Source organism: Streptomyces sp. GL_148 (assembly GCF_057834205.1).
This window is the reverse complement of sequence record NZ_CM174396.1, coordinates 3,161,281-3,185,425: the sequence shown is the minus strand read 5'-3', so window position 1 is coordinate 3,185,425 and position 24,145 is coordinate 3,161,281. Positions and strand designations below refer to the sequence as shown.

Genomic DNA, 24,145 nt, shown 5'->3' with positions numbered 1-24,145 from the left:
CGTTACTCCTTGTGGGAGAGGGCGCGGACGGTACGGGAGGGGCTGGGACGCCCCAGCTGTTCGGCCATCCACACGCTCGTGGCGGTGAGGGCGGCCAGATCGACCCCGGTCTCGATGCCGAGGCCGTCGAGCATCCAGACGAGGTCTTCGGTCGCGAGATTGCCGGTGGCGCTCTTGGCGTACGGGCATCCGCCGAGGCCGCCCGCGGAGGCGTCGACGGTGGTCACGCCGTGCTGGAGCGCGGCGAGGGTGTTGGACAGGGCCTGGCCGTAGGTGTCGTGGAAGTGCACGCCGATCAGGTCGGTGCCCACGCCCTCCTCGTTGAGCGCGGACAGGAGGGTCCGCACGTGCCCCGGGGTGGCGACGCCGATGGTGTCGCCGAGGCTCAGCTCGTCACAGCCGAGGTCCAGGAGGGCCTTGGCGACGCCGACCACCTGGTGGACCGGGACCGGCCCCTCCCAGGGGTCGCCGAAGCACATGGAGATGTAGCCGCGGACGTGTGCCTTGTGCTCCTTGGCGCGGGCCACGACGGGCTCGAACATCGCGAGGGACCCGGCGACGGTGCGGTTGAGGTTGCGGGAGGCGAACGTCTCGGTGGCCGAACCGATCACGGCCATCCGGGTGGCACCGAGCGCGAGCGCGCGGTCGAGGCCGCGCTCGTTGGGGACGAGGACGGGCAGCGCGGCCGGCACGTCGGCGAGGAGGGGGAACAACTCGTCGGCGTCGGCCAGCTGGGGGACCCACCGGGGGTGCACGAAGCTGGTGGCCTCGATGGTGGTGAGCCCGGCGGCGGCCAGCCGGTGCACGAACTCGGCCTTCACGTGGGTCGGGACGGCCGTCTTCTCGTTCTGCAGCCCGTCGCGGGCGCCCACCTCGTGGATCCGGATCCGGGCCGGGAGGCCCTCGTCCGCGAAGCTCATCGGAAGCCCGTTCATGCGCCTTCCTCCTCCTCGTCCGGGGTGACCACGGCCAGGACCTGGTCCATGGCCACCGTGGTGCCGGGACGGACGTCGAGTTCGGTGACGGTGCCGGCGTGCGGGGCGGAGATGACGTGCTCCATCTTCATGGCCTCGACGACGAGCAGGCTCTGGCCGGCGGTCACCTTCTCGCCGACGGTCACCTTCACCACCGTGACGGTGCCGGGCATCGGGGCGGCGAGGGTGTCCGCGCCGCCGCGGCCCGCGCCGCGGAGGTTGGCCTCGACCGGGTCGTGCGCCTGCACGTGCCAGGAGTCGCCGTCGCGGCCCAGCCAGGTCCCCTCCGGGGAGGCGGCGTGGCTGAACCGGTGGGTGACCCCGTCGAGTTCCACGGTGAGGTGCTCGGGGGTGAGCTCGACGATCCGGCCCCGGGCCGGGGTGCTGGGGCTCCGCCCCAGACCCCGCGCCTCAAACGCCGGCGGGGCTGGATTTCGGCCGGCGCCGCCGTCGGGTGCGGGCACGGGATGTGGCTGCGTCGCGGAGGCGGCCGGAGCCGGCGAGTCCGTCCGCGTCGCGGATTCGGCCGAGTCCAGGAGAAGCTCCGTGTCCGATCCCGTCCCGGCCGGCCGGGTGCGGACCGTCACCGGGTCCTGGCCCGGGAGGCGGAAGTGGTGGACCGTCCAGGCGGGGGTACCGCCCAGGCGCCAGCCGTTGGCGGAGTCGAAGGGGTCGATCCAGCCCCCGGCGGGGTTTCGGGAAGGGGCGGGGTGGGGGAACGAGCCACCGGCCAGCAGCGCAGCGGCCGTGTACACCTCGTCCGGGACCCCCTCGGGGAGGAGCGCGGCCAGGTCCCGCTCGACCAGGCCCGTGTCCAGGTCGCCCGACACGACATCCGGGTGCGCGAGCAGCCTCCGCAGGAAGCCGGTGTTGGTCTGGACGCCCAGGATCACGGTGTCCGCGAGCGCACCCCGCAGGACACGGAGCGCCGCCGCCCGGTCGGGACCGTAGGCGATGACCTTCGACAGCATCGGGTCGTACGTGGACCCGGTGTCGACCCCCGCCGCCAGCCCGGAGTCCGTACGGACGGAGCCGCCGGACGGCTCCGACAGGGCCAGGACGGTGCCGCCGGACGGCAGGAAGCCCCGCGCCGGATCCTCCGCGCAGACGCGGGCCTCGATCGCGTGCCCGGTCAGCCGGACCTCCGACTGGCCGAAGCCCAGCTCCGCGCCCGCCGCGACCCGGAGCTGCTGCTCCACCAGGTCCAGTCCGCCCCCGGCGATGGACACGACGAGCTCGGTGACCGGGTGCTCCACCTGGAGCCGGGTGTTCATCTCCATGAAGAAGTACGAGGAGGGATCCCCGCCCGGGACGATGAACTCCACCGTCCCCGCGCCGACGTACCCGCAGGACCGCGCCGCCTCCACCGCCGCCGCGCCCATCGAGGCCCGCAGCTCCGGCGTCAGCAGGACCGACGGCGCCTCCTCGATGACCTTCTGGTGGCGCCGCTGGAGCGAGCACTCGCGCTCCCCGAGGTGGACCACGTTCCCGTGGGCGTCCGCCAGCACCTGGATCTCGATGTGCCGGGGCCGGTCCACCCAGCGCTCCACGAGGAGGGTGTCGTCGCCGAAGGAGGACTTCGCCCCGCGCCGGGCCGACGCGATCTCCTCGCCGAGCAGCGCGGAGTCCCGTACCAGCCGCATGCCCTTGCCGCCGCCGCCCGCCGAGGGCTTCAGCAGCACCGGCATGCCGATCTGCTCGGCGGCGGCGACCAGTTCGGCGTCGGACAGCCCGCTGCCCGAGGAGCCGGGGACCACGGGCACGCCCGCGGCCCTGACGGTCTCCTTGGCGCGGATCTTGTCGCCCATCAGGGAGATCGCCGAGGCGGGCGGCCCGATGAAGGCCAGGCCCGCGTCCGCGCAGGCGGCCGCGAAGGCGGCGTTCTCCGCGAGGAAGCCGTAGCCGGGGTGGACGGCTTCGGCGCCCGTCCGGCGCGCCGCGTCGAGCAGCCGCTCCACCGACAGGTAGCTCTCGGCGGCCGCCGCCGGGCCGATGCGGACGGCCGTGTCGGCCTCCCGTACGTGCCGGGCGTCCGCGTCGGCGTCGCTGAAGACGGCCACGGAACGGATGCCGAGCTCCCGCAGCGTGCGGATGACGCGGACCGCGATCTCGCCCCGGTTGGCGACCAGAACAGTGCTGAACATCAGTGAGGTCCTCACGTCACATACGGAAGATGCCGAAGCCCGAGTCGCTCAGGGGAGCGTTCGCGCATGCGGTCAGGGCCAGTCCCAGCACCTGCCGGGTCTCCATCGGGTCGATGACCCCGTCGTCCCACAGCCGCGCCGTGGCGTAGTAGGCGTTGCCCTGTTCCTCGTACTGCGCCCGGACCGGGTCCTTGAAGGCCTCCTCGTCCTCGGCCGGCCAGTCCTGGCCCGCGCCCTCGATCTGGTCGCGCTTGACCGTCGCCAGGACGGAGGCCGCCTGCTCGCCGCCCATCACGGAGATCTTGGCGTTGGGCCACATCCACAGGAAGCGGGGGCTGTAGGCCCGCCCGCACATCGAGTAGTTGCCCGCGCCGTACGAGCCGCCGACCACCACCGTGAGCTTCGGGACCCGGGTGCAGGCCACGGCCGTGACCATCTTGGCGCCGTGCTTGGCGATGCCGCCCGCCTCGTAGTCCCGGCCGACCATGAAGCCGGAGATGTTCTGGAGGAAGAGCAGCGGGATGCCGCGCTGGTCGCACAGCTCGATGAAGTGCGCGCCCTTCTGGGCCGATTCGGAGAACAGGATGCCGTTGTTGGCGACGATCCCGACCGGGTGGCCGTGGATCCGGGCGAAGCCGGTGACCAGGGTCTGCCCGAACTCCGCCTTGAACTCCTGGAAGCGGGAGCCGTCCACGATCCGGGCGATGATCTCGCGGGCGTCGTAGGGGGTGCGGGAGTCGACGGGGACCGCGCCGTACAGCCCGTACGGGTCCACCTTGGGCTCCTGCGGCGCCTCGACCGACCAGGGCAGCGCCTGGCGCTCGGGCAGGGTCGCCACGATGTTCCGTACGATCCGCAGCGCGTGGGCGTCGTCCTCCGCGAGGTGGTCGGTGACCCCGGAGGTCCGGGAGTGGACCTCGCCGCCGCCGAGCTCCTCGGCCGTGACCACCTCGCCGGTGGCGGCCTTCACCAGCGGCGGGCCGCCGAGGAAGATCGTGCCCTGGCCGCGGACGATGACGGCCTCGTCGCTCATGGCCGGTACGTACGCGCCGCCCGCCGTGCAGGAGCCGAGGACGGCGGCGATCTGCGGGATGCCGGCCCCCGACATGCGGGCCTGGTTGTAGAAGATGCGGCCGAAGTGGTCCCGGTCGGGGAAGACCTCGTCCTGCATGGGGAGGAAGGCGCCGCCCGAGTCGACCAGGTAGAGGCAGGGGAGACGGTTCTCCAGTGCCACCTCCTGGGCGCGCAGGTGCTTCTTCACGGTCATCGGGTAGTACGTGCCGCCCTTGACGGTGGCGTCGTTCGCGACGATCACGCACTCGCGGCCGCTGACCCGGCCGATGCCTGCGATCACCCCGGCGGCCGGGGCCGCGCCCCCGTACATGCCCTCGGCGGCCAGCGGGGCCAGCTCCAGGAAGGGGGACCCGGGGTCGAGGAGGGCGTCCACGCGGTCGCGCGGCAGCAGCTTCCCGCGGGCGGTGTGGCGGGCGCGGGCCTTCTCGCCGCCGCCGAGCCGGGCGGCCTCCAGCCGGGCCCGCAGGCCCTCGGAGAGCTCACGGTGGGCGGCCTCGTTGGCCCGCCAGGCATCGGACGCCGGGTCGGCGGCGCTCGTCAGCACTGGTGCCTGCTGCATCGGTCGAGCTCCCTTGCTCGGTGCGCTCGTGTTAATGAGCGTTAACGCATGTGGGACTTAGGTTAACGACCGCTAACGGCCCTGTCTAGAATGGATTCCCATGAGCACCAGAGCGGCCGCCCCGACCCGGCGCGAGCAGATCCTCGGCGAGGCTGCGCGCCTCTTTGCCGAGCGCGGTTTCCACGGCGTGGGCGTGGACGAGATAGGGGCCGCGGTGGGCATCAGCGGCCCCGGCCTGTACCGGCATTTCGCGGGCAAGGACGCGATGCTCGCCGAGCTGCTCGTCGGCATCAGCGAACGGCTGCTCACGGGCGGCCGCCGCCGGGTCGAGGAGGCGGCCGGCGACCCGTCCGGCGTACTGGCCTCCCTCATCGACGGCCACATCGACTTCGCGCTCGACGACCGGGCGCTGATCACCCTCCACGACCGGGAGCTGGACCGGCTGCGCGAGGCCGACAGGAAGCTCGTGCGGCAGCTGCAGCGCAAGTACGTCGAGCTGTGGGTCGACGTCGTACGGGAGCTGCACCCCGAGGTGGGCGAGGCGGAGGTACGCGTCTCCGTACACGCGGTCTTCGGCCTGCTGAACTCCACCCCGCACCTGGCGGCGCTCGGCCGGGACGCGACGGAATCGCTGCTGCGCCGGCTCGCGAACGGAGCCTTCGGGGCGCTGTCGGGATGACGCGGCGCGGCCGGGGTGTCCGGGGGGCGGGATGGAAGGGACGGCTCCGGGCGCGCGGCGGCAGAATGGGCCGCATGCCGAAGCCGATAGAGACGCCTGTCCCCAGCCGAGCCGAACTCATCGACCACTTGGTCCGCACGCGGATCGCGGGGGAGGTGGCCACGCCGCGCGACAATAACCTGTCTCATTATCGAAAGCTCGCCAACGGTGACCGGCACTACTGGCTGGGCCTGGAGCTGGGCGACCGCTGGACGGACGAGCAGGACGTGCTCGCGGTGATGGCCGAGCGCTGCGGTGTCGTGGACGACCCCGCGCACCGCGTCGGCCAGGACACCATCGACCCCGAACTCACCGTGTCCGCCCTGGACCGGATGGCCGCGCGACTGCGCAAGGCCGCGCTCGACCGGCAGAGCGTGCTGCTGGCCACGGGGCACCCGGGCGGGCTGCTGGACGTGCACCGGGCCACGGCCGACGCGTTGCGCGCGGCGGGCTGCGAGATCGTGGTGATCCCGCCGGGGCTGGTCGCCGACGAGGGCTCGGTGTGGCAGTTCGCGGACGTCGCGGTCCTGGAGCGGGGTGCGACGCTCTGGCACACCCACTCCCCGGAGCCGATGGCGGCGATCCTGGACGCCCTGGCCGCGTGTGGCCGCCCCCAGCCCGACCTGGTCGTCGCCGACCACGGCTGGGCGGGCTGCGCGGCGCAGCGCGGGCTGGACGCGGTGGGCTACGCCGACTGCAACGACCCCGCGCTCTTCCTGGCCGAGGCCGAAGGCACCCTCCAGGTGGCGGTCCCCCTGGACGACCACGTCCGCGACCCGCGCTTCTACGACCCGATGGTCGCGTACCTCCTGGCGGCGGCGGGGCTGCTGTAGCCCCGGAGGGTGCGGCGCCGTTGCCGGGGACCGGTCCCCGGGCCCCTGCGCCTCAAACGCCGGCGGGGCTGGGGTGTGGCCGGCGTGGGCTGTGGCTGCGGGGGTGGGCCGGTGCCGGGGTCGGGGTGGGGTGTCGGCCTGGACTGCATGATTTAGGCGCCCTCTGCCTTGCGTTCGACAGGGCGCGGGGTGTGCCTGCGCCACAAATCACGCTTTACGTCCAGGCCAACACCCCACCCCGCCCCCGTCCCCGGCCCGGCCGAGTCGCCGGGTGCTTTCAGCCGTCCGGCGTTTGAGGACCGGGGTCTGGGGCGGAGCCCCAGGGGTCCGGGCGCAGCCCGGGACCCCCTTCCAGCCTGTCTGGCGCTTGAGGACCGGGTCCGGGCAGCGCCCGGGGAACGGTGGAAGGGCGGGTAGGGGACTTCGCCCCGCAGGGCCGACCCAGCCGCACCCGCCCACCGGGCCTCACGCCGGGGCGGCGGTGGCGAGCACCCAGCCAGGCCACCGCCGGACGGAGTCCGGCGCAGCGGCGCGACGCCGGTAAGGCCCGCCAGGGCCGCACCGTGCGAGCGGCGCGTTAAGAAGGAGTAGGAGTAGGAGTCGGGTCCAAGTAGACCCGGCGGACAGCCGGGAAGCGGTCGCGGAGCTGCGCCTCGGCGACCTCGCACGCCGCCTCCACCTGCGCAGCAGACGCCAGATCGTGGAAGTCGATCTTCGCGGCGATCAGCACCTCCGACGGCCCCTGCACCAGTGTGGTCAGCTCGAGCACGCCCTCGATGTGCAGGACGGACAGCAGCTCCTCACGGACCTCCGCCCGCATCCGCTCCGGCAGCGGCCGCCCGATCAGGTACTGCGCGTTCGAGCGCCCCAGCTCCCACGCCACCCACACCAGCAGTAGCCCGATGAGGAGTGAGGCCACCCCGTCGTAGACGCCCGATCCCGTGAGCTGCGCGCCGAGCAGGCCGCCGGCCGCCAGTGCCAGCCCGATCAGTGCGGCCACGTTCTCCAGGAGGACGGCCTTCACTGCCGTGTCCGGAGTGTGTTTCACGTACAGCCCCAGCGGCGCCCGCATCCGCGCCGCCTCGCCCTTGACCTGCCGCCAGGCGACCAGGAGGGAGTAGCCCTCCAGGAGGGCGGCGACGGCCAGGATGATGTAGGAGAGCGTCGGGTTGCCGGGGTCCTCCCCGTGGACCAGTGTGTGGATGCCGTCGTAGACGGCGAACACCGCGCCGCCGACGAAGGTGGCGATCGATGCGAGGAGTGCCCAGATGTAGCGCTCCGGCCCGTAGCCCAGCGGGTGCGCCTCGTCCGCCGGCTTCGCGCTCCGCTTGAGGGAGGCCAGGAGCATCACTTCGGTCACCGTGTCGGCCACCGAGTGCGCCGCTTCGGAGAGCATCGCGCTCGATCCGCTGACGATCCCGCCCACCGCCTTGGCGGCGGCGATGCCGAGGTTCGTGACCACGGCGGCGATGACCGTGCCGACGCTCTCGTCCTCACCCTGGCCGCCGGTTCCGCTTCCGCTCACCATCGCATCGCTGCTGGACATGGTGTGACGTTACGTCGGACGGCCGTACTACGCGCGCGGGACGCGCACCACGCCCTCCTGGATGACCGTCACGGCGAGCCTGCCGTCCTGGGTCCAGATCCGTGCCTGGCCCAGGCCCCGGCCGGCGGCCGCCGAGGGCGACTCCTGGTCGTACAGCAGCCATTCGTCGGCGCGGAACGGCCGGTGGAACCACATCGCGTGGTCCAGCGAGGCGCCGACCACGTCGCCGACCGCCCATCCGCCCTTCCCGTGCGCGAGCAGCACCGAGTCGAGCAGGGTCATGTCGGAGACGTACGTGGCCAGGCAGGTGTGCAGGAGCGCGTCGTCGCTCTCCAGCTTGCCGGCGGTACGGAACCACACCTGCGAGCGCGGTTCGACCGGTTCGCCGACGCTGCCCCAGGGCGGGACCGTCGCGTACCGCAGGTCCACCGCGCCGCGCGCCTCGATGAGCCGTTCCACCGTGCCGGGGTCGCGGAAGATCTCCCGGTAGAGCGGGAGGGATTCGGCGGCCGTCGGGAGGGTCTCCGGATCGGGGGCGTCGGGCATCGCGGTCTGGTGGTCGAGGCCCTCCTCGTACGTCTGGAAGGACGCGGAGAGGTGGAAGATCGGCTGGCCGTGCTGGACGGCGACGACGCGGCGCGTGGTGAAGGAGCGTCCGTCGCGGATCCGGTCGACCGAGTACACGATGGGCGCGCCGGGGTCGCCGGCGCGCAGGAAGTACGAGTGCAGCGAGTGCGCGGTGCGGTTCGCGGGGACGGTCCGGCCCGCCGCTACCAGCGCCTGGGCCGCGACCTGGCCGCCGAAGACCCGCGGTACCAGCGCCGAACGGCTGGTACCGCGGAAGATGTTCTCCTCGATCTGCTCAAGGTCGAGCAGGTCGAGGAGAGTTGTGAGTGCCTCGTTCATGGAGTGAAGGCTAGGTGCCTTACAGGCCCATCGACTTGGCGATGATGGACTTCATGACCTCGCTGGTGCCGCCGTAGATGCGGTTCACGCGGTTGTCGGCGTACAGGCGGGCGATCGGGTACTCGTTCATGTAGCCGTAGCCGCCGTGCAGCTGGAGGCACTTGTCGATGACGCGGTGCGCGACCTCGGTGCAGAACAGCTTCGCGGAAGCGGCCTCGGCGGCGGTGAGCTCACCGGCGTCCAGGGCCTCCAGGGCGCGGTCGGCGACGGCCTCGGCGGCGTCCACCTCGGCCTGGCAGGCGGCCAGTTCGAACTTGGTGTTCTGGAAGTGCGCGACCGGCTTGCCGAAGACGGTGCGGTCCGTCACGTACTGCTGGGCGAACCGGACGGCGGCCTTGGACTGCGCGTACGCGCCGAAGGCGATGCCCCAGCGCTCGGACGGCAGGTTGGCGCCGAGGTAGTAGAAGCCCTTGTTCTCCTCGCCGAGCAGGTCCTCGACCGGGACCTTCACGTCGACGAACGCCAGCTCGGCGGTGTCGGAGGTGCGCAGGCCGAGCTTGTCGAGCTTGCGGCCGATGGAGTAGCCCTCGGACTTGGTGTCCACGGCGAAGAGGGAGATGCCGAAGCGGCGGTCGTCCTCGCTGGGGGCGGAGGTGCGGGCGCAGACGATCACGCGGTCGGCGTGCACGCCGCCGGTGATGAAGGTCTTGGAGCCGTTGAGGACGTAGTGCGTGCCGTCCTCGGAGAGCTTGGCGGTGGTCTTCATGCCCGCGACGTCGGAGCCGGTGCCGGGCTCGGTCATCGCCAGGGCCCACATCTCCTCGCCGGAGACGAACTTCGGCAGGAAGCGCTTCTTCTGCTCGATGTCGGCCAGCATCTTGATGTAGGGCAGGGCGAGCAGCACGTGCACGCCGGAGCCGCCGAAGTTGACGCCCGCGCGGGAGGTCTCTTCGTAGAGGACGGCCTCGAACTTGTGGGTGTCCAGGCCGGCGCCGCCGAATTCCTCGGGGACGTTGATCCCGAAGATGCCGAGCTCGCCGAGCTTGTAGTAGAAGTCGCGCGGGGCCTGGCCGGCCGCGAACCAGTCGTCGTAGACCGGGACGACCTCGGCCTCGATGAAGGCGCGGATGGTCTCGCGGAACGCCTCGTGGTCCTCGTTGAAAACGGTACGGCGCACGGCCGGCTCCCTTCGGTCGCGGCGGTCCGCCGCTTTCATAGCTAAGCGCTTGCTCATACCTAAGTTACCCGGCGGTCACTCGGGCTGTCCAGGGCGGGGCGGTGTGACCCGGGACCCTTCCGCTCAGCGGGCCCGGGGTGAGCGATGTGGCCAATGGCGACTGGCCGGATACCCCCTTCTGCCGCCACCGCTCCCGCGGCTTGACTCGTGCCTCCAGAGCGCGCCCCCGACAGAACAGGAATCGACATGATCAGGAGGCTGTTGAGCCTTACGGCGGCTCTCGCCGCCACCGCGGTGCTCGGCGCGGGTACGGCAGGCGCCGCGGTGCGGGAGCCGGTGGCGGCGCCCCGGCAGGAGAAGCGCGTGCACAACGCGATGCAGATCGCCTTCGACCCCGCCCGCCCCGAAGCCTTCTGCACCATCGGGGCCGTCGGCAACGACGACTACGGGCGGAAGATCGCGATCTCGGCCGGGCACTGCATATCCGGCGCCGCCTACGCCGACCGGGAGATCCGCGAGGACGTCATCCCCGTCTACCACCGGCAGGACATCGGCTACGGACCCATCGGGTACGTCCGCTGGTTCAAGGACGCGGAGGGCTCCATGACCGGACACCTCACCAAGGACTACATGGTCATCGAGCTGGCGGCGGACGTGACGCTCTCGTCCCAGGGGCCGCACCTGAAGCAGACCGGCGTGATGGAGGTGCCCGGGGGGAACCCCAGTCCCAACGCGCTCACCCCCGCACTGGACAGCGAACGGCTGCTCGGCGCGGCCTGGTTCAACAACAACGAGCTGCTCGTCTCCGGCCAGCTGGGCGTCTGGTACGGCCGGATCACCAACAACGACCGGGGCATCTACCAGGCCCACACGCGGCACAAGGCCGGCGACTCGGGCGGTCCCACGATCTGGCACGTGCCGGGTTCGGCCTACCCCTCCGAGGCCAACGGGTTCCAGGCCGAGGGGCCCTGGGCGGGCATCACCAAGGCGATCATCATCGGTTTCCCCGCATACGTGTACACCAGCTCGGCGAACATCATGGCCGACCTGCGCGCCCGTGACGCGGCGGACCCCGCCGACGTCTTCGGCGCCGGCTTCGAGGTGACCGCCAACCCGTGACGGGTCCCCCCTGACGACAGGCTCAGGGCAGCAGGCGCAGGGCGAACCACAGCTCCATCCGGGTGTCCGGGTCGTCCAGGTCGGCCCCGCCCAGCAGGTCGGCGGCGCGGGCGATGCGCTGGCGGACGGTGTTGCGGTGGATGCCGAGGGCGGCCGCGCTGCGGTCCCAGCTGCCGTGGTGGGCCAGCCAGCCGCGCAGGGTGTCCCGGAGCGCGGGGGAGAGGGGGCCGAGGAGGGCCTCGGCGTGGGCGCGCGCCTCGGCCGCGCCGACCAGGCCCGCGAAGCCGGGGTCCGTGTGGTGGGCTAGCGGGGTTCGGGCCGCCTCGGCGCGCTCCAGGGCCCGCCCGGCCTGCGCGTCCGCGCCGGGCAGGCCCCCGGGCAGGGTCGCGGCGCTCACCCCGAGGCGCCAGCCGGGCTGCGGGGTGGGCTCGCGGTCGGTGAGCAGGCGTACGGATTCCCCGCGCGGGTCCAGCAGTACGGTGCCCAGCGCGGCCGCCAGGGCCCGCGGGTCCCCGGTGCCGCGGGCGTGGACGGCGTACCAGGGCCCGGGGCCCAGTGCCCCGGCCGGGTCCCCGCCCAGCAGCAGCCGGGTCAGGGCGGCGGCCTCCGCCCCGGCCGGGCGGTGCACGGTGAGCAGGGTCAGCAGTACGGCCGCCACCGAGGCGACGGTGTGGTCCCCGGGGGCCCGTGAGGGGGTCGCCAGGGCCAGGACCCGGCCGCCGCCGAGGGCGTGGACGCCGAGGTGGAACTCCCCGTGGGCCCCCGTGGCGGTGACCGCGGCACCCTCCCCGACCCGCCGCGCGAGCGCCCCGAGCGCGTCCAGCACCCCGGCATCCGGCACGGGCCCGGCCCAGTCGCCGGGGTCCGCCGGGCCGGCCGGTGCGGGTGCCTGCGGCGGGTCGGCGGGCAGGAGGCCGGCCCAGCCGCCCAGGGTCGCCGCGAGTCGGCGCAGCACCGCCGGGACCGGGTCCGGGCGGGCGGCGGCCGCCGCGAGGGACTGCTGGGCCTCGGTCACCCGGCGGAGCTCGGCCGTCCGGGCCCGGGCCATCAGCCGCCAGACGCTCCGGCCGACCGCCGTGAACGGGGTCCCGGGCGGCACCTCGACCAGGGGCAGCCCGTACTGCTCGCAGGCCTCGACGAGGGATCGCGGCACGGTCGTGTACACCGGGGTCACCCCGAAGCCGACGGCGCCGACCCCGGCCCGGACCAGCCCGGCGACGTAGGGCCCGGCGTCTGCCTCCGGCGCCTGCCCGGCCTCCGGGGCCTCCCGGGCCTCCGCGCCTGCGAGGCCCGTGCCCGCGACACCCGCCCCCGCGAGGCCCGCCCCCGCCGTCAGGAGGAGTTCGCCGCCCAGCAGGTACGGGGACGGGTCCGCCATCTCGGAGGCGTGCACCCCGTGCAGTTCGGCCTCGGCGGGACCGGCCAGGTGGCGCAGCCCCAGCTCGTGGTCGGCGAGCAGCCGGCCGAGCGCGACCGGCGGGGTGGGAGGGGCTTCCATGGGTGGATGCTCCGTACACATCGGGGGAGTCTGATGGATGAAACGTACACTTCGCCCTCCCGGGGTGTCCGTTTACGCTCGAAGGACCGCACCAGCAGACCCAGCAGGACCTCCGGAAGGGCACCCCCTCATGAGCACGCAGCCGCGCGGCCCCGTCGACTCCTCCCGCATCCCGCGCTACGCGGGCCCCGCGACCTTCGCCCGGCTGCCCCGCCTCGACGAGGTCGGCGGCAAGGCCGACGTGGCCGTCGTCGGCGTGCCGTTCGACTCCGGAGTCTCGTACCGCCCCGGCGCCCGCTTCGGCGGCAACGCCATCCGCGAGGCCTCCCGCCTGCTGCGCCCGTACAACCCGGCGCAGGACGCCTCCCCGTTCGCGCTCGCGCAGGTCGCCGACGCCGGCGACATCGCGGCGAACCCCTTCAACATCAACGAGGCCGTCGACACGATCGAGGCCGCCGCCGACGAGCTGATCGGCAACGGCTCCCGCCTGATGACCCTCGGCGGCGACCACACCATCGCGCTGCCCCTGCTCCGCTCGGTGGCGAAGAAGCACGGCCCGGTCGCGCTGCTCCACTTCGACGCCCACCTGGACACCTGGGACACCTACTTCGGCGCCGAGTACACGCACGGCACCCCGTTCCGCCGCGCCGTCGAGGAGGGCATCCTCGACACCGAGGCCCTGTCCCACGTCGGCACGCGCGGCCCGCTGTACGGCAAGCAGGACCTGGACGACGACGCCAAGATGGGCTTCGGCATCGTCACCTCGGCCGACGTCTACCGCCGCGGCGCCGACGAGGTCGCCGACCAGCTCCGTCAGCGCATCGGCGACCGACCGCTGTACATCTCCATCGACATCGACGTGCTGGACCCGGCGCACGCCCCCGGTACGGGCACCCCGGAGGCGGGCGGCATGACCTCCCGCGAGCTGCTGGAGATCATCCGCGGGCTTTCCTCCTGCAACCTGGTCTCGGCGGACGTCGTCGAGGTCGCCCCGGCGTACGATCACGCGGAGATCACCTCGGTCGCGGCCTCGCACACCGCGTACGAGCTGACCACGATCATGAGCCGCCAGATCGCTGCCGCCAGGCAGGGTCGATAAGCACAGTGCTGCGGCGAAGGCGAACCCGAAGGGCGAGTAAGCGCACGTGACGCACGACCACGACCTGGTACTCCGTCCCACCGAAGCCCAGAAGGCGGCCGCGCTCGCGCCGCCGCCGGGGCGCACGGGCGGGGACCTGGTCGTGGAGACGCTGCGCTCGCTCGGCGCGACCACCGTCTTCGGGCTGCCCGGCCAGCACGCGCTCGGCCTCTTCGACGCCGTCGGCCGCTCGGACCTGCGCCTCGTGGGCCTGCGTACGGAGAACAACGCCGGGTTCGCCGCCGACGCGTACGGCCGGATGACCGGCGAGGCGGCGCCGCTCCTCCTGTCCACGGGCCCGGGCGCGCTCATGGCGCTGCCCGCCCTCGCCGAGGCGGCGGCGGCGTCCGCGCCCGTCCTCGCGATCTCCTCGCAGGTCCCGACCCCGGGCCTGGGCGGCGGCCGGCGCGGTCACCTGCACGAGCTGCGCGACCAGTCGGCCTCCTTCCGCGACGTGGTCAAGTCCGTGCACGCGGCCCGGACCCCCTCGCAGATCCCGTCCGTGATCGCCGAGGCCTGGGAGTCGGCGCTGACCGCCCCGCACGGGCCCGTGTGGGTGGAGATCCCGGAAGACGTCCTGCGCGCGGAAACCGTCGTCCCGCAGGTCACGGGCATGGACGCGACCCCGCACGAACTGGCCCCGCGCCCGGAGCTCACCGCCCTGGCCGCGCACTGGCTGGAGAACGCCGAGCGGCCAGTGATCATCGCCGGCGGCGGGGTGATCCGCTCGGACGCGGCGGGCAAGCTCAAGCAGCTCGCGGAACGCCTGAACGCGCCCGTCGTCACCACCTTCGGCGGCAAGGGCGCCTTCCCCTGGACCCACCCCCTCTCCCTCCAGTCCTGGCTGGAGGACCGCCACATGACGGACTTCCTGGAGGACGCCGACGTCGTGCTGGTGGTCGGCTCGGGCCTGGGCGAACTGTCCTCGAACTACCACACGTTCTTCCCGGAGGGCCGGGTCGTCCAGATCGAGGCGGACCTCGGCAAGCTGGAGTCCAACCACGCGGGCCTCGGCATCCACGCGGACGCCCGCCTCGCCCTGCAGGCACTCCTGGAAACGGTCGCCGAACGCCCCGACCCGCAGGCCCCCGAGCGCGTCGCCCTGCTCCTCGCCGACATCGCGGCCCGCCTGGCCTCCCAGGACCTGACCCTGGAGCAGCAGCTCCTGACCTCGATCCGCCAAGCCCTCCCGCCCCGCTCCCCGTGCTTCTGGGACATGACGATCCTGTCCTACTGGGCCTGGTCGGCCTTCGACGCCAAGCACCCCAACACCATGCACTCGGCGCAGGGCGCGGGCGGCCTCGGCTACGCCTTCCCGGCGGCCCTCGGCGCGGCCGTGGCGGAGCCGGACTCCCCGGTCCTCGCGGTCTCCGGCGACGGCGGCGCGATGTACTCGATCGCCGACCTCGCCACCGCCCGCCAGCACGACCTGGACGTCACCTGGCTGATCGTGGACGACGGCGGCTACGGCATCCTGCGCGAGTACGGCTGCGAGACGGGCACGACCCTGACCCGCCCCGACTTCGTGGCCCTGGCGGCCTCCTTCGGCATCCCGGCGACCACGACCACCCCGGAAACCCTCCGCGAGGACCTGGCCAAGTCCCTGAAGACTCCGGGCCCTTCACTCCTGCTACTTCCGGCCGAGCTGAAGATGTTCGCACCCACCCACGTCTGAGGGGTGCGCGGGCCGGGTTGGGTTGGTGCCGATCAGTCCCGGTCGCAAATCTTTGGTCGCAGATCTTTGGGGGAGCGGTGTCGTTCGAGCAGCAGTGGGCCCAGCAGAGGCAGTCCGCGACGCCGCCGGGCACCGGAGTCCTCGCAACGGCCCCGCCCGAGAAGAAGAAGGCGGCCGACACCATCGAGAACGTCCTCCAGCCCGGGACGACGAAGGCCGCCGACGCCGCCGACGAGCGCGGCGGTCAAGGCCTTCGCGGGCTGGGAGACGGCGACCGGTCTGGCGAAGGCGCACACGCACTGGGACGACCAGGTCAAGCGACTGATGGGGCGGCTGAGCTCGGAGAAGACGGCCCTGCGCGGCGCGTCGAACCTCTTCACCGGAAACGACCAGCTGACGGGCCAGGGCTTCCAGCCGGTCACGTCCAAGCTCTCGGGCCTGTAGGGGAGACGGAGACGCGATGCCGAACTACCAGGAGATCGTCACCACCGACCTCGGGGCGCTCGTCACGGCCGCCGACGGCTGGAAGTCGATGGCGACGCAGTTCAAGACGCTCGAGGACGTCTACGAGAAGGAAGTCCAGAGCGTCTCCACCGGATCCGGCTGGATGGGCAGCAGCGCACAGACGGCGAGCAACAACGCCGCCATCACGCGTCGGGAGTTCGACGCGGCGCAGACGCAGGCGCTTGCCATGGAGTCGCTGCTCCGCGACGCGCACGCCCGCTTCACGGACCTCAAGGGCCGGGTCACCTCCGCCGTTGCGGACGCGGTGAAGGCCGGCATGAAGGTCTCGGACGCCGGCATCGCGAGCTACGACTTCTTCAAGGAGGACGCGGCCACCGCGAACGCGATCCGCCACGACCCCGACCTCCCGGAGGTCGAGCGTTCCTGGACGCAGCGCATCGCGGACACCGTCAAGGCGGTCACGGAGTTCGACGAGGACGTACGGATCGCCCTCCTCAACGCGTCCGGAGCCGACGGCACTTCCCTCTTCGGCTTCAACTCCCAGGCCGTCGGCGACGTGGAGGCGGTGGAGGCCCTGGCCCTCACCCACAAGATCCAGTCGGGCGACGCCTCCCCGGACGACCTCAAGCACTACGACGAGCTGCTCCGCCAGAACGCGAAGGACAGCCACTTCAGCCAGGCGTACCTGCACTCGCTGGGCGCGAAGGACACCCTGCACCTGGCCGACCAGCTCAACCTGGCCTCCAACGAACGCGGCGCCTCGGCGGCCGACAGGAAGCTCTACGAGTCCATCAGCACGGGCCTCGCCGGAACCATCGCCTCGGGCACGAAGGACCCGGAGAGCTACGCGTACAAGCCCTTCATGGCGGGCCTGAAGGAACAGGGCCCGGAACTGGTCGCCAAGGGCCTGCGCCCGACGTACGGCTACCAATCCCTCGTGACCCTGATGCAGCAGGGGGACGGCTACGGCAAGCAGTTCCTCAACGACCTCGGCGACGGCATGATCGAGGCCGAGAAGTCGAAGCCCCACATGTACGACCACGCCTACGACTCCCAACGCCCGAACCTGGTCTCGGACCCGCTGGACGGCCTGCTGGGCATCATGGCCAAGGACCCGGACGCGGCGACGCACTTCCTCGACCCCGAGGCCCCCGGCAATAAGAACGAGCACCTGAAGTACCTCCTCACCGACCGCGACATGCCGGACCCCTGGATCTCGACGGGCGTAGGCCCGCCGATCGAAATGCAGGGTGACAAGACGGCCGGCCTCGGCGCAGCCATCCAGGCGGCGGCCACGGGCCACGTCGACGGCGAGAAGCTCGGCCCGCCGGGCCCGCACACGGAGGGCCAGGCCCGGGTGATGCACGACGCGATCCGCCTCCTGGACAAGGAAATGGGCGGCGACGAGTTCCCGAAGGACCTGGAAGGCCTGCGCCAGCCGATGGCGAAGGCGCTGGTCGACTACGTCGCGGACACGCACGAGATCCTCGGCGGCCAGAACAGCAACCTTGGTGGCACTGGCGGCCAGGACTCCATTCACGGCTCGGGTGACCAGGCCCAGGTCGCGGTCGGCCAGAGCAGCCTGATCCGCGTGATGCGCGGCGTCGCGGACGACGGCCCGGCATTCGCCCTGCTGGTCGAGGCGGAGCGGTCGTACTCGGCGGAGCAACTCGCGAACGCCGCTCCGTACAAGGGCGACCTGCATGGGGCGAGCGCGGACTGGGACAACCGCGCTCACGACATCGGTGTGGCCAACGGCGCGCTCAACGGTATCGGGGCCGACGTCTACAAGGACAAGGAAGACGACAAGGTTGAGTGGGCGGAACGCACATCCGAGCACACGTCTTCCGTCGCGAACGGGCTGATCGGTGAGATCCCGGTGGTGGGCACGGTCGGTGGCTCACTGATCGACTCGGTCAAGTACGAGTGGGTTGAAGACATCAAGAGCGAGGCCGAAGCAACGAGCAAGAAAGATTCCAGCAACAACTACGGGGCGGGCGTGGGGGGAACCAACCGCTTGTTCGATGAATGGGGCAGGCAGCGGGAGATCGGCGCTGATCCTGCTTTCGACCACGCGAAGGACGCGGCGGGCAATGGGTACACCACCGGACGGGATGCTGCTCGTGCATACCTCAGGCCTTGACGTGCTGAAAACTCTTGGACATTCGGCGGCTGCGTTCACCTGCGTGCTCATGCTGGCGTCGTGCACCTCGGGCGGCTCCGAGGCGAAGGCTGCGAACGTGTGCGGGATTAGCGCCTCCTCCGAGGAGGAAGCGCTCGTGCGGGAGATCCTCGCCACCGAGGACTTCGAGACGAAGGCCTCCAGGTCCACGAGCGCGCTGGTGGAAAAGATGAAGTGGGCATTGCAGAACATGCAGCCTGGAAAGAACTCGTACTCCAGCCAGGCATGCCGGTACAGCACGGACGAGGAAGAACGAGGAGCCCACGCGACCTTCCAATTCGGTTGGTCCCCTCGGGCCGCCTCCGCGGTGCCGCCTCGCGCGGGTGAGTCGGCCTACGAATTGAATGGTGCGCGTGGAGTGACGGACACAACCGGGTCTACGCTGCTGGCCCAGTGTGATGTGCCTGGCGAACTCGGTGCGCAGTCGCGGGACGTGTGGCTCTCGGCCGATGTCTCCTGGTCCAGTCCGTCCGAGTCACCCTTGCGCCAGGCGGCCAAGGGCCGGCGCATGACCCTCACCTACCTCATGGGGCAGCGCGTCGCCGAAGCCCTCGGCTGCGAGAACAAGCCGCTGGCTCAGCCCCCCGTGGTGAAGGCGCTGCCTACTCCCTGACCTCGGCCCAGATCGCCTTGCCGATGCCGTGCCGCCGGGGGCAGCTGCCCCAGCGTTCGGCCAGGGCGGCGACGATCGCGAGGCCGCGGCCCCGCTCGTCGGTGTCCGCCACCACCTGTGGCGTGAGTTTCACGGCGGGGCCGGCGTCGGCGACCTCTACGCGCAGCAGCCCCTCGTAGCGGGCGAGCCGGATGCCGATGTCCCGGCCCTGCGGTGCGCGGGAGTGCCGTACGGCGTTGGTGACCAGCTCGGAGAGCAGTAGCTCCGCCGCCTCGGCGGGCTGCGTTCCGATGCCCCACTCGGTGGCCTGCTCGCGCAGCAGCGCGCGGGCCCGGCCCGGTGCGCGGGTGTTGCGGGGCACGAGCCAGTAGATCTCGTCGGCAGAGGACAGTGTCATGGCGGCAAGGGGCGGGAACCCGTCGTCGAGTTCATCGGGGTCACCGAAGAGCCCGCCCCCGGCCCCGTCGCCGACGTGCTCGGGCTCTCCGACGGCGCGCCCGCGTGCGTCCGGCGCCGCAGGTTCCTGCTCGACGGGAAGCCCGTCATGTTCGCGACCTCCTATCTCGACGCCGCACTCGTGGCGGGCACGCCCATCGCCGAGCGCGACACCGGTCCCGGCGGGATCTACGCACGCCTCGCCGAGCTCGGCCACAAGCCCGCGCGGTTCCGGGAGGAGGTCCGGTCGAGGATGCCCGCCTCCGACGAGGCCGCGAGCCTCGGGCTGGCTGCCGGGACGCCCGTCGTGCTGGTGGCCCGTACCGCCTTCGACGCCGACGGGCGGGTCGTCGAGGTCAACGAGATGGTGCTCGACGCCTCCGCCTACGTACTGGAGTACGAGTTCGACGCCCCGTAGGTCCCCCGTAGACCCCCCGTAGGCCCAGCACCGCGCGCGGGATGCGCGCAACCCAGTTCGAATTGTTGCGGCGGGATGAAATCCGCCGGTCGGAGCGTTGGCGCTTCCGGTAGGGCAGGACGAACGGGGAGGCAGTACGTGGCTACGGCGACGGCGGAAACGGCGGCTGGAAGCAAACAGGGGTGGGGGAGGCGGCTCGCCGCCTACACCTGGCGGTACAAGGCCAACGTGCTGCTGGCCCTCGGGTCCTCGCTCGGCGGCATGGCCGTCATGGCGCTCGTTCCGCTCGTCACCAAGGTGATCCTCGACGACGTCATCGGCGACCGGAGCAAGCCCATGGGGCCCTGGGCCCTGATGCTCATAGGCGCCGCGGTCCTCGTGTACGTGCTGACGTACATCCGCAGGTATTACGGCGGGCGGCTCGCCCTCGACGTGCAGCACGACTTGCGCACCGACATGTACGACACCATCGCCCGGCTCGACGGCCGCCGCCAGGACGAGCTGTCCACCGGGCAGGTCGTGGGGCGGGCCACCACCGACCTCCAGCTGATCCAAGGGCTGCTCTTCATGCTGCCCATGACCATCGGCAACTTCCTGCTCTTCGGGATATCCCTCGGGATCATGCTGTGGCTCTCGCCGCTGCTGACCGTCGTCGCGCTGCTCATGGCCCCGGCCCTCTGGTTCATCGCCAAGCGCAGCCGCAAGAAGCTCTTCCCCGCCACCTGGTACGCCCAGAGCCAGGCCGCCGCCGTGGCCACCGTCGTCGACGGGGCCGTCACCGGTGTCCGCGTCGTCAAGGGCTTCGGCCAGGAGGAGCAGGAGACCGGCAAGCTCCGCGAAGCCGGCCGCCGGCTGTTCGCCGGGCGGATGCGCGGTATCCGGATGAACTCCCGCTACACCCCGGCGCTGCAGGCCGTACCGGCCCTCGGCCAGGTCGCCATGCTGGCCCTCGGCGGCTGGATGGCCACCAAGGGGCAGGTCACCCTCGGTACCTTCGTCGCCTTCTCCACCTACCTCGCCCAGCTCGTCGGCCCCGTCCGCATGCTCGCCATGGTGCTCACCGTCGGCCAGCAGGCCCGCGCCGGCGTGGAGCGGGTCTTCGAGCTCATCGACACCGAGCCGGTGATCCAGGAGGGGAAGCAGGTGCTTCCCGCGGACGCGCCCGCCACCGTCGAGTTCGACGGCGTGCGGTTCGGGTACGACCCCGAGCGGCCCGTGCTCGACGGGTTCAGCCTGTCGATCGCCGAGGGGGAGACCGTCGCCCTCGTCGGTTCCTCGGGCAGCGGGAAGTCCACCGTGTCGCTGCTGCTGCCGCGGTTCTACGACGCCGACCGGGGCACCGTCCGCGTCGGCGGCCATGACGTGCGCGAGCTGACCTACGATTCCCTGCGCGACGCCATCGGGCTCGTGCCGGAGGATTCGTTCCTCTTCTCCGACACCATCCGCGCCAACATCGCCTACGGACACCCCGGCGCCACCGACGAACAGGTCCGCGCCGCCGCCCGCGCCGCCCAGGCCGAAGGGTTCGTCGAGGCGCTCCCCGCCGGCTACGACACCACGGTCGGCGAGCAGGGCCTGACCCTCTCCGGCGGCCAGCGCCAGCGCATCGCGCTCGCCCGCGCCATCCTCACCGACCCCCGCCTGCTGCTCCTCGACGACGCCACCTCCGCCGTCGACGCCCGCGTCGAGCACGAGATCCACGAGGCGCTGCGCGCCGTCATGGCCGGCCGCACCACCCTGCTCATCGCCCACCGCCGCTCCACGCTCGGGCTCGCCGACCGGATCGCCGTACTGGACCACGGGCGGCTCTCCGACGTCGGTACGCACGAGGAGCTGGAGCGCCGCTCCGCCCTGTACCGGCGGCTCCTCACCGACCCCGACGCGCTCGGGGCGGGCTCCCCGCGGACGCCCGAGGCGCCTGCCATGGAGGAGTTCGAGCGAGCTCTGGACCGGGACATGGAGCGGGGCATCGAGCTCGAAGCCGAGATCGACTCCGAGCCCGTCAACGCCAAGCGCCGGGTGGCCGGCGGGATCACCCCCGAACTCTGGCAGCGCCAGGAGGAGGCGGACGAGAAGAGCACCGCTCCCGCGGGGATGTCCGCCACCCCCGAGCTGCTCGCGCAGGTGGCCGCGCTGCCGCCCGCCGACGACACCCCCGACGTGGACGAGACCCGCGCCGCGTCCGCCGAGGACAGCTACAACCTGGGCCGCCTGCTGCGCGGCTTCTGGGCCCCGCTCGCGATATCCCTCGGCCTCGTCGCCCTCGACGCCGGCTCCGGACTGCTCCTGCCCATCCTGATCCGGCACGGCATCGACCAGGGCGTCGAAGCGGCCGCCCTCGGCGCCGTCTGGGCGGCGTCCCTCCTGGCGCTCGGCGTGGTCCTGGCCCAGTGGGCCGCGCAGTTCGCCGAGACCCGGATGACCGGCCGCACCGGCGAGCGCGTGCTCTACGCCCTGCGCGTCAAGATCTTCGCCCAGCTCCAGCGCCTCGGCCTCGACTACTACGAGCGCGAGCTGACCGGCAAGATCATGACCCGGATGACCACGGACGTGGACGCCCTGTCCAGCTTCCTGCAGACCGGGCTCGTCACCGCCGTCGTCTCCGTCCTCACCTTCTTCGGCATCCTGGTCGCCCTGCTCGTCCTGGACGTGGAGCTGGCGCTGATCGTCTTCGCCACGCTGCCCGTGCTGATCATCGGCACCGTCTTCTTCCGCCGGAAGTCGGTGGCCGCCTACGAGCTCGCCCGCGACCGGGTCGGACTGGTCAACGCCGACCTGCAGGAGTCCGTGGCCGGACTGCGCATCGTCCAGGCCTTCCGCCGCCAGCGCGCCGGCGCCGTCCGGTTCGCCGAGCGCAGCGACTCGTACCGCGAGGCCCGGGTCCGCGGCCAGTGGCTGATATCCGTCTACTTCCCCTTCGTCCAGCTGCTGTCCTCCGGGGCGGCCGCCGCCGTGCTGATCGTCGGCGCGGGCCGGGTGGAGGCCGGCACGCTCACCACGGGCGCGCTGGTCGCGTACCTGCTGTACATCGACCTGTTCTTCGCTCCCGTCCAGCAGCTCTCGCAGGTCTTCGACGGCTACCAGCAGGCCACCGTCTCCCTCGGCCGGATCCAGGGCCTGCTGCGCGAACCCACCAGCACGCCCCGCCCGGCCGACCCCCGCCCGGTCCCCGAGCTGCGCGGCGAGATCGCCTTCGAGGGGGTCCACTTCTCGTACGGCACGGCCGAGGAGCGCGGGGAGAAGGAACCGGCGCTCACCGGGATCAGCCTGCGCATCCCCGCCGGGCAGACCGTCGCCTTCGTCGGCGAGACCGGAGCCGGCAAGTCCACGCTGGTCAAGATGGTGGCCCGGTTCTACGATCCGACCTCCGGCCGGGTCACCGCCGACGGGGTGGACCTGCGCGAGCTGGACCTGTCGGGCTACCGCCACCGCCTCGGCGTCGTCCCGCAGGAGCCGTACCTCTTCCCGGGGACGGTCCGCGACGCCATCGCCTACGGGCGGCCCGAGGCGAGCGACTCGGAGGTGGAGGCCGCCGCGCACGCGGTGGGCGCCCACGCCATGATCGCCACGCTGGACGGCGGCTACCTGCACACCGTCACCGAGCGGGGCCGCAACCTCTCCGCCGGCCAGCGCCAGCTGATCGCGCTGGCCCGCGCCGAGCTCGTCGACCCCGACGTCCTGCTGCTCGACGAGGCCACCGCCGCCCTCGACCTGGCCACCGAGGCCCTGGTCAACCAGGCCACCGACCGGCTCGCGGGCAAGCGCACCACCCTGGTCGTGGCGCACCGGCTGACCACGGCCGCACGGGCCGACCGGGTCGTGGTCATGGACCGCGGCCGGGTCGCGGAGGACGGCACGCACGCCGAGCTGCTGGCGCGCGGCGGCCGGTACGCCGAGCTGTGGCGCACCTTCGCCGGCGAGGACGAGCCGGTCGCTGCGGCGTAGGGCGGACGGGTCCGACCGCATAGGAGGGCGGCGGAGGGGCTCTGGGCCCTCTCCGGCGCTCGTGGCACGCGACGGCGCCCCCGGGATTCCCGGGGGCGCCGTTCTGCTGGGTGGGGACGGGTGTGTGCTGGGTTCACTTGCCGAGCTGGGCCTTCAGGTCCTTCTTGAGCTGGTTCTTGACCGTCTGCTTGTTGACCTTCTTCAGGTTTCCGCCCTTGCCGTTGCCGTCGCCGCCGACTGCGGTGGCGTCGCCGGTGTTGATGGCGTCGGCGCTGGAGTCGCCGCCCGTGGCGTCTCCGGTGGTGATCGTGCACTTGCCCTTGCAACTACCGACGCCGCTGGTGGCGTCGCCGCCGCGGGAGTCGCCGCCGACGGTGGTGTTGTCGGCGGTGGCGTCGCCGCCGGTGCCGATGCCGTCGGCGCTGTCGTCCTGGAGGAGGGACACCGCGTGGTGGGGGGCGGTGGTGGGGGCGGCCATGGCGGTGGCGGGGAGGGCTATGCCACCACCGAGGAGGGCGACGGAAGCGGAGGCGAGGACGATGCGGCGGGTCGAGAGGATCTTGAACATGGTCGTTCTCCATTCGGAAAGGAAAGGGGATTCGAGGATCTTCCGGTGAAATGATCCGGGGTGATTCTCTGTCTTCTGGATTCTTCGGGTGAGTCCCGGTGAGGGCGTACTTCAAATAAACCCGATGGCGGGATTCACGTCACGCCACTCACTTTCGG

At 72.1% G+C, this 24,145-nt stretch carries 17 protein-coding genes and 1 pseudogene; 9 read left to right on the top strand and 9 right to left on the bottom strand.

Translation table 11 applies throughout. The features are described from left to right. Window positions 1–2: 2 nt before the first annotated feature. From AC3IYI_RS14460 to AC3IYI_RS14450, 3 genes are read right to left on the bottom strand one after another with little or no spacing between them, the layout of a single operon-like run. Complete coding sequence (locus AC3IYI_RS14460; protein ID WP_489410567.1) at window positions 3–935, bottom strand: hydroxymethylglutaryl-CoA lyase; 933 nt, start codon at window positions 933–935, stop codon at window positions 3–5. Beyond that, a complete protein-coding gene (locus AC3IYI_RS14455; protein ID WP_489410566.1) occupies window positions 932–3,118 on the bottom strand; it encodes an acetyl/propionyl/methylcrotonyl-CoA carboxylase subunit alpha in 2,187 nt (728 codons plus the stop codon). The genes AC3IYI_RS14460 and AC3IYI_RS14455 overlap by 4 nt, the downstream gene beginning before the upstream one ends. A 16-nt stretch (window positions 3,119–3,134) precedes the next feature. After that, window positions 3,135–4,751, bottom strand: coding sequence for a carboxyl transferase domain-containing protein (locus AC3IYI_RS14450; protein WP_489410565.1), 1,617 nt, complete (start codon window positions 4,749–4,751; stop codon window positions 3,135–3,137). 100 nt (window positions 4,752–4,851) lie between these two features. On the opposite strand from AC3IYI_RS14450, the gene AC3IYI_RS14445 reads away from it, so the two are divergent. Both AC3IYI_RS14445 and AC3IYI_RS14440 read left to right on the top strand, forming a co-directional pair. Continuing rightward, window positions 4,852–5,430, top strand: a complete 579-nt coding sequence (locus AC3IYI_RS14445; protein ID WP_243337072.1) for an SACE_7040 family transcriptional regulator — start codon at window positions 4,852–4,854, stop codon at window positions 5,428–5,430. Window positions 5,431–5,504: 74 nt separating this feature from the next. Then, window positions 5,505–6,302, top strand: coding sequence for a phosphatase (locus tag AC3IYI_RS14440; protein WP_489410564.1), 798 nt, complete (start codon window positions 5,505–5,507; stop codon window positions 6,300–6,302). 577 nt (window positions 6,303–6,879) lie between these two features. On the opposite strand, the gene AC3IYI_RS14435 is transcribed toward AC3IYI_RS14440, so the two are convergent. Genes AC3IYI_RS14435 through AC3IYI_RS14425 form a run of 3 tightly spaced genes read right to left on the bottom strand, consistent with a single transcriptional unit; the run spans window position 6,880 to window position 9,931 of the window. After that, a complete protein-coding gene (locus tag AC3IYI_RS14435; protein ID WP_489410563.1) occupies window positions 6,880–7,848 on the bottom strand; it encodes a cation diffusion facilitator family transporter in 969 nt (322 codons plus the stop codon). A gap of 27 nt (window positions 7,849–7,875) precedes the next feature. Beyond that, window positions 7,876–8,754, bottom strand: a complete 879-nt coding sequence (locus tag AC3IYI_RS14430; protein WP_489410562.1) for an acyl-CoA thioesterase — start codon at window positions 8,752–8,754, stop codon at window positions 7,876–7,878. A gap of 19 nt (window positions 8,755–8,773) precedes the next feature. After that, window positions 8,774–9,931, bottom strand: coding sequence for an acyl-CoA dehydrogenase family protein (locus AC3IYI_RS14425; protein ID WP_489410561.1), 1,158 nt, complete (start codon window positions 9,929–9,931; stop codon window positions 8,774–8,776). A 246-nt stretch (window positions 9,932–10,177) separates the two neighbouring features. On the opposite strand from AC3IYI_RS14425, the gene AC3IYI_RS14420 reads away from it, so the two are divergent. After that, entirely contained in the window at window positions 10,178–11,050 is an 873-nt protein-coding gene (locus AC3IYI_RS14420) for a hypothetical protein (RefSeq protein ID WP_489410560.1), read from the top strand. A 22-nt stretch (window positions 11,051–11,072) separates the two neighbouring features. Here the strand turns inward: AC3IYI_RS14420 and AC3IYI_RS14415 are convergent, their stop codons facing one another. Then, complete coding sequence (locus AC3IYI_RS14415) at window positions 11,073–12,548, bottom strand: helix-turn-helix domain-containing protein (protein ID WP_489410559.1); 1,476 nt, start codon at window positions 12,546–12,548, stop codon at window positions 11,073–11,075. Window positions 12,549–12,678: 130 nt separating this feature from the next. Between AC3IYI_RS14415 and speB the strand changes: the two genes are divergently transcribed. The 4 genes from speB (at window position 12,679) to AC3IYI_RS14395 (ending at window position 18,621) form a co-directional block, all read left to right on the top strand. Beyond that, complete coding sequence (speB, locus tag AC3IYI_RS14410; RefSeq protein WP_274553215.1) at window positions 12,679–13,647, top strand: agmatinase; 969 nt, start codon at window positions 12,679–12,681, stop codon at window positions 13,645–13,647. 46 nt (window positions 13,648–13,693) lie between these two features. After that, on the top strand, window positions 13,694–15,361 hold the full coding sequence (locus AC3IYI_RS14405; RefSeq protein WP_489410558.1) for a thiamine pyrophosphate-binding protein: 1,668 nt from the start codon (window positions 13,694–13,696) through the stop codon (window positions 15,359–15,361). 460 nt (window positions 15,362–15,821) lie between these two features. Further along, a complete protein-coding gene (locus tag AC3IYI_RS14400) occupies window positions 15,822–17,969 on the top strand; it encodes a hypothetical protein (RefSeq protein ID WP_489410557.1) in 2,148 nt (715 codons plus the stop codon). Further along, window positions 17,941–18,621: a hypothetical protein gene (locus tag AC3IYI_RS14395; RefSeq protein ID WP_489410556.1), complete on the top strand. Its 681-nt coding sequence runs from the start codon at window positions 17,941–17,943 to the stop codon at window positions 18,619–18,621. Before AC3IYI_RS14400 ends, AC3IYI_RS14395 begins: the two co-directional genes overlap by 29 nt. On the opposite strand, the gene AC3IYI_RS14390 is transcribed toward AC3IYI_RS14395, so the two are convergent. Then, window positions 18,611–19,018, bottom strand: a complete 408-nt coding sequence (locus AC3IYI_RS14390) for an ATP-binding protein (protein ID WP_489410555.1) — start codon at window positions 19,016–19,018, stop codon at window positions 18,611–18,613. The two genes, AC3IYI_RS14395 and AC3IYI_RS14390, sit on opposite strands and share 11 nt — an antisense overlap. A gap of 12 nt (window positions 19,019–19,030) precedes the next feature. Between AC3IYI_RS14390 and AC3IYI_RS14385 the strand changes: the two are divergent. Further along, window positions 19,031–19,474 (top strand): annotated as a pseudogene (locus AC3IYI_RS14385) (GntR family transcriptional regulator); the annotation flags it as partial. A gap of 75 nt (window positions 19,475–19,549) precedes the next feature. Beyond that, window positions 19,550–23,419: an ABC transporter ATP-binding protein gene (locus AC3IYI_RS14380; protein ID WP_489410554.1), complete on the top strand. Its 3,870-nt coding sequence runs from the start codon at window positions 19,550–19,552 to the stop codon at window positions 23,417–23,419. A gap of 133 nt (window positions 23,420–23,552) precedes the next feature. On the opposite strand, the gene AC3IYI_RS14375 is transcribed toward AC3IYI_RS14380, so the two are convergent. Then, the gene (locus tag AC3IYI_RS14375; RefSeq protein WP_489410551.1) at window positions 23,553–23,987 is read right to left on the bottom strand and encodes a hypothetical protein; all 435 of its coding nucleotides are present in this window, start codon (window positions 23,985–23,987) and stop codon (window positions 23,553–23,555) included. Window positions 23,988–24,145 lie beyond the last annotated feature (158 nt).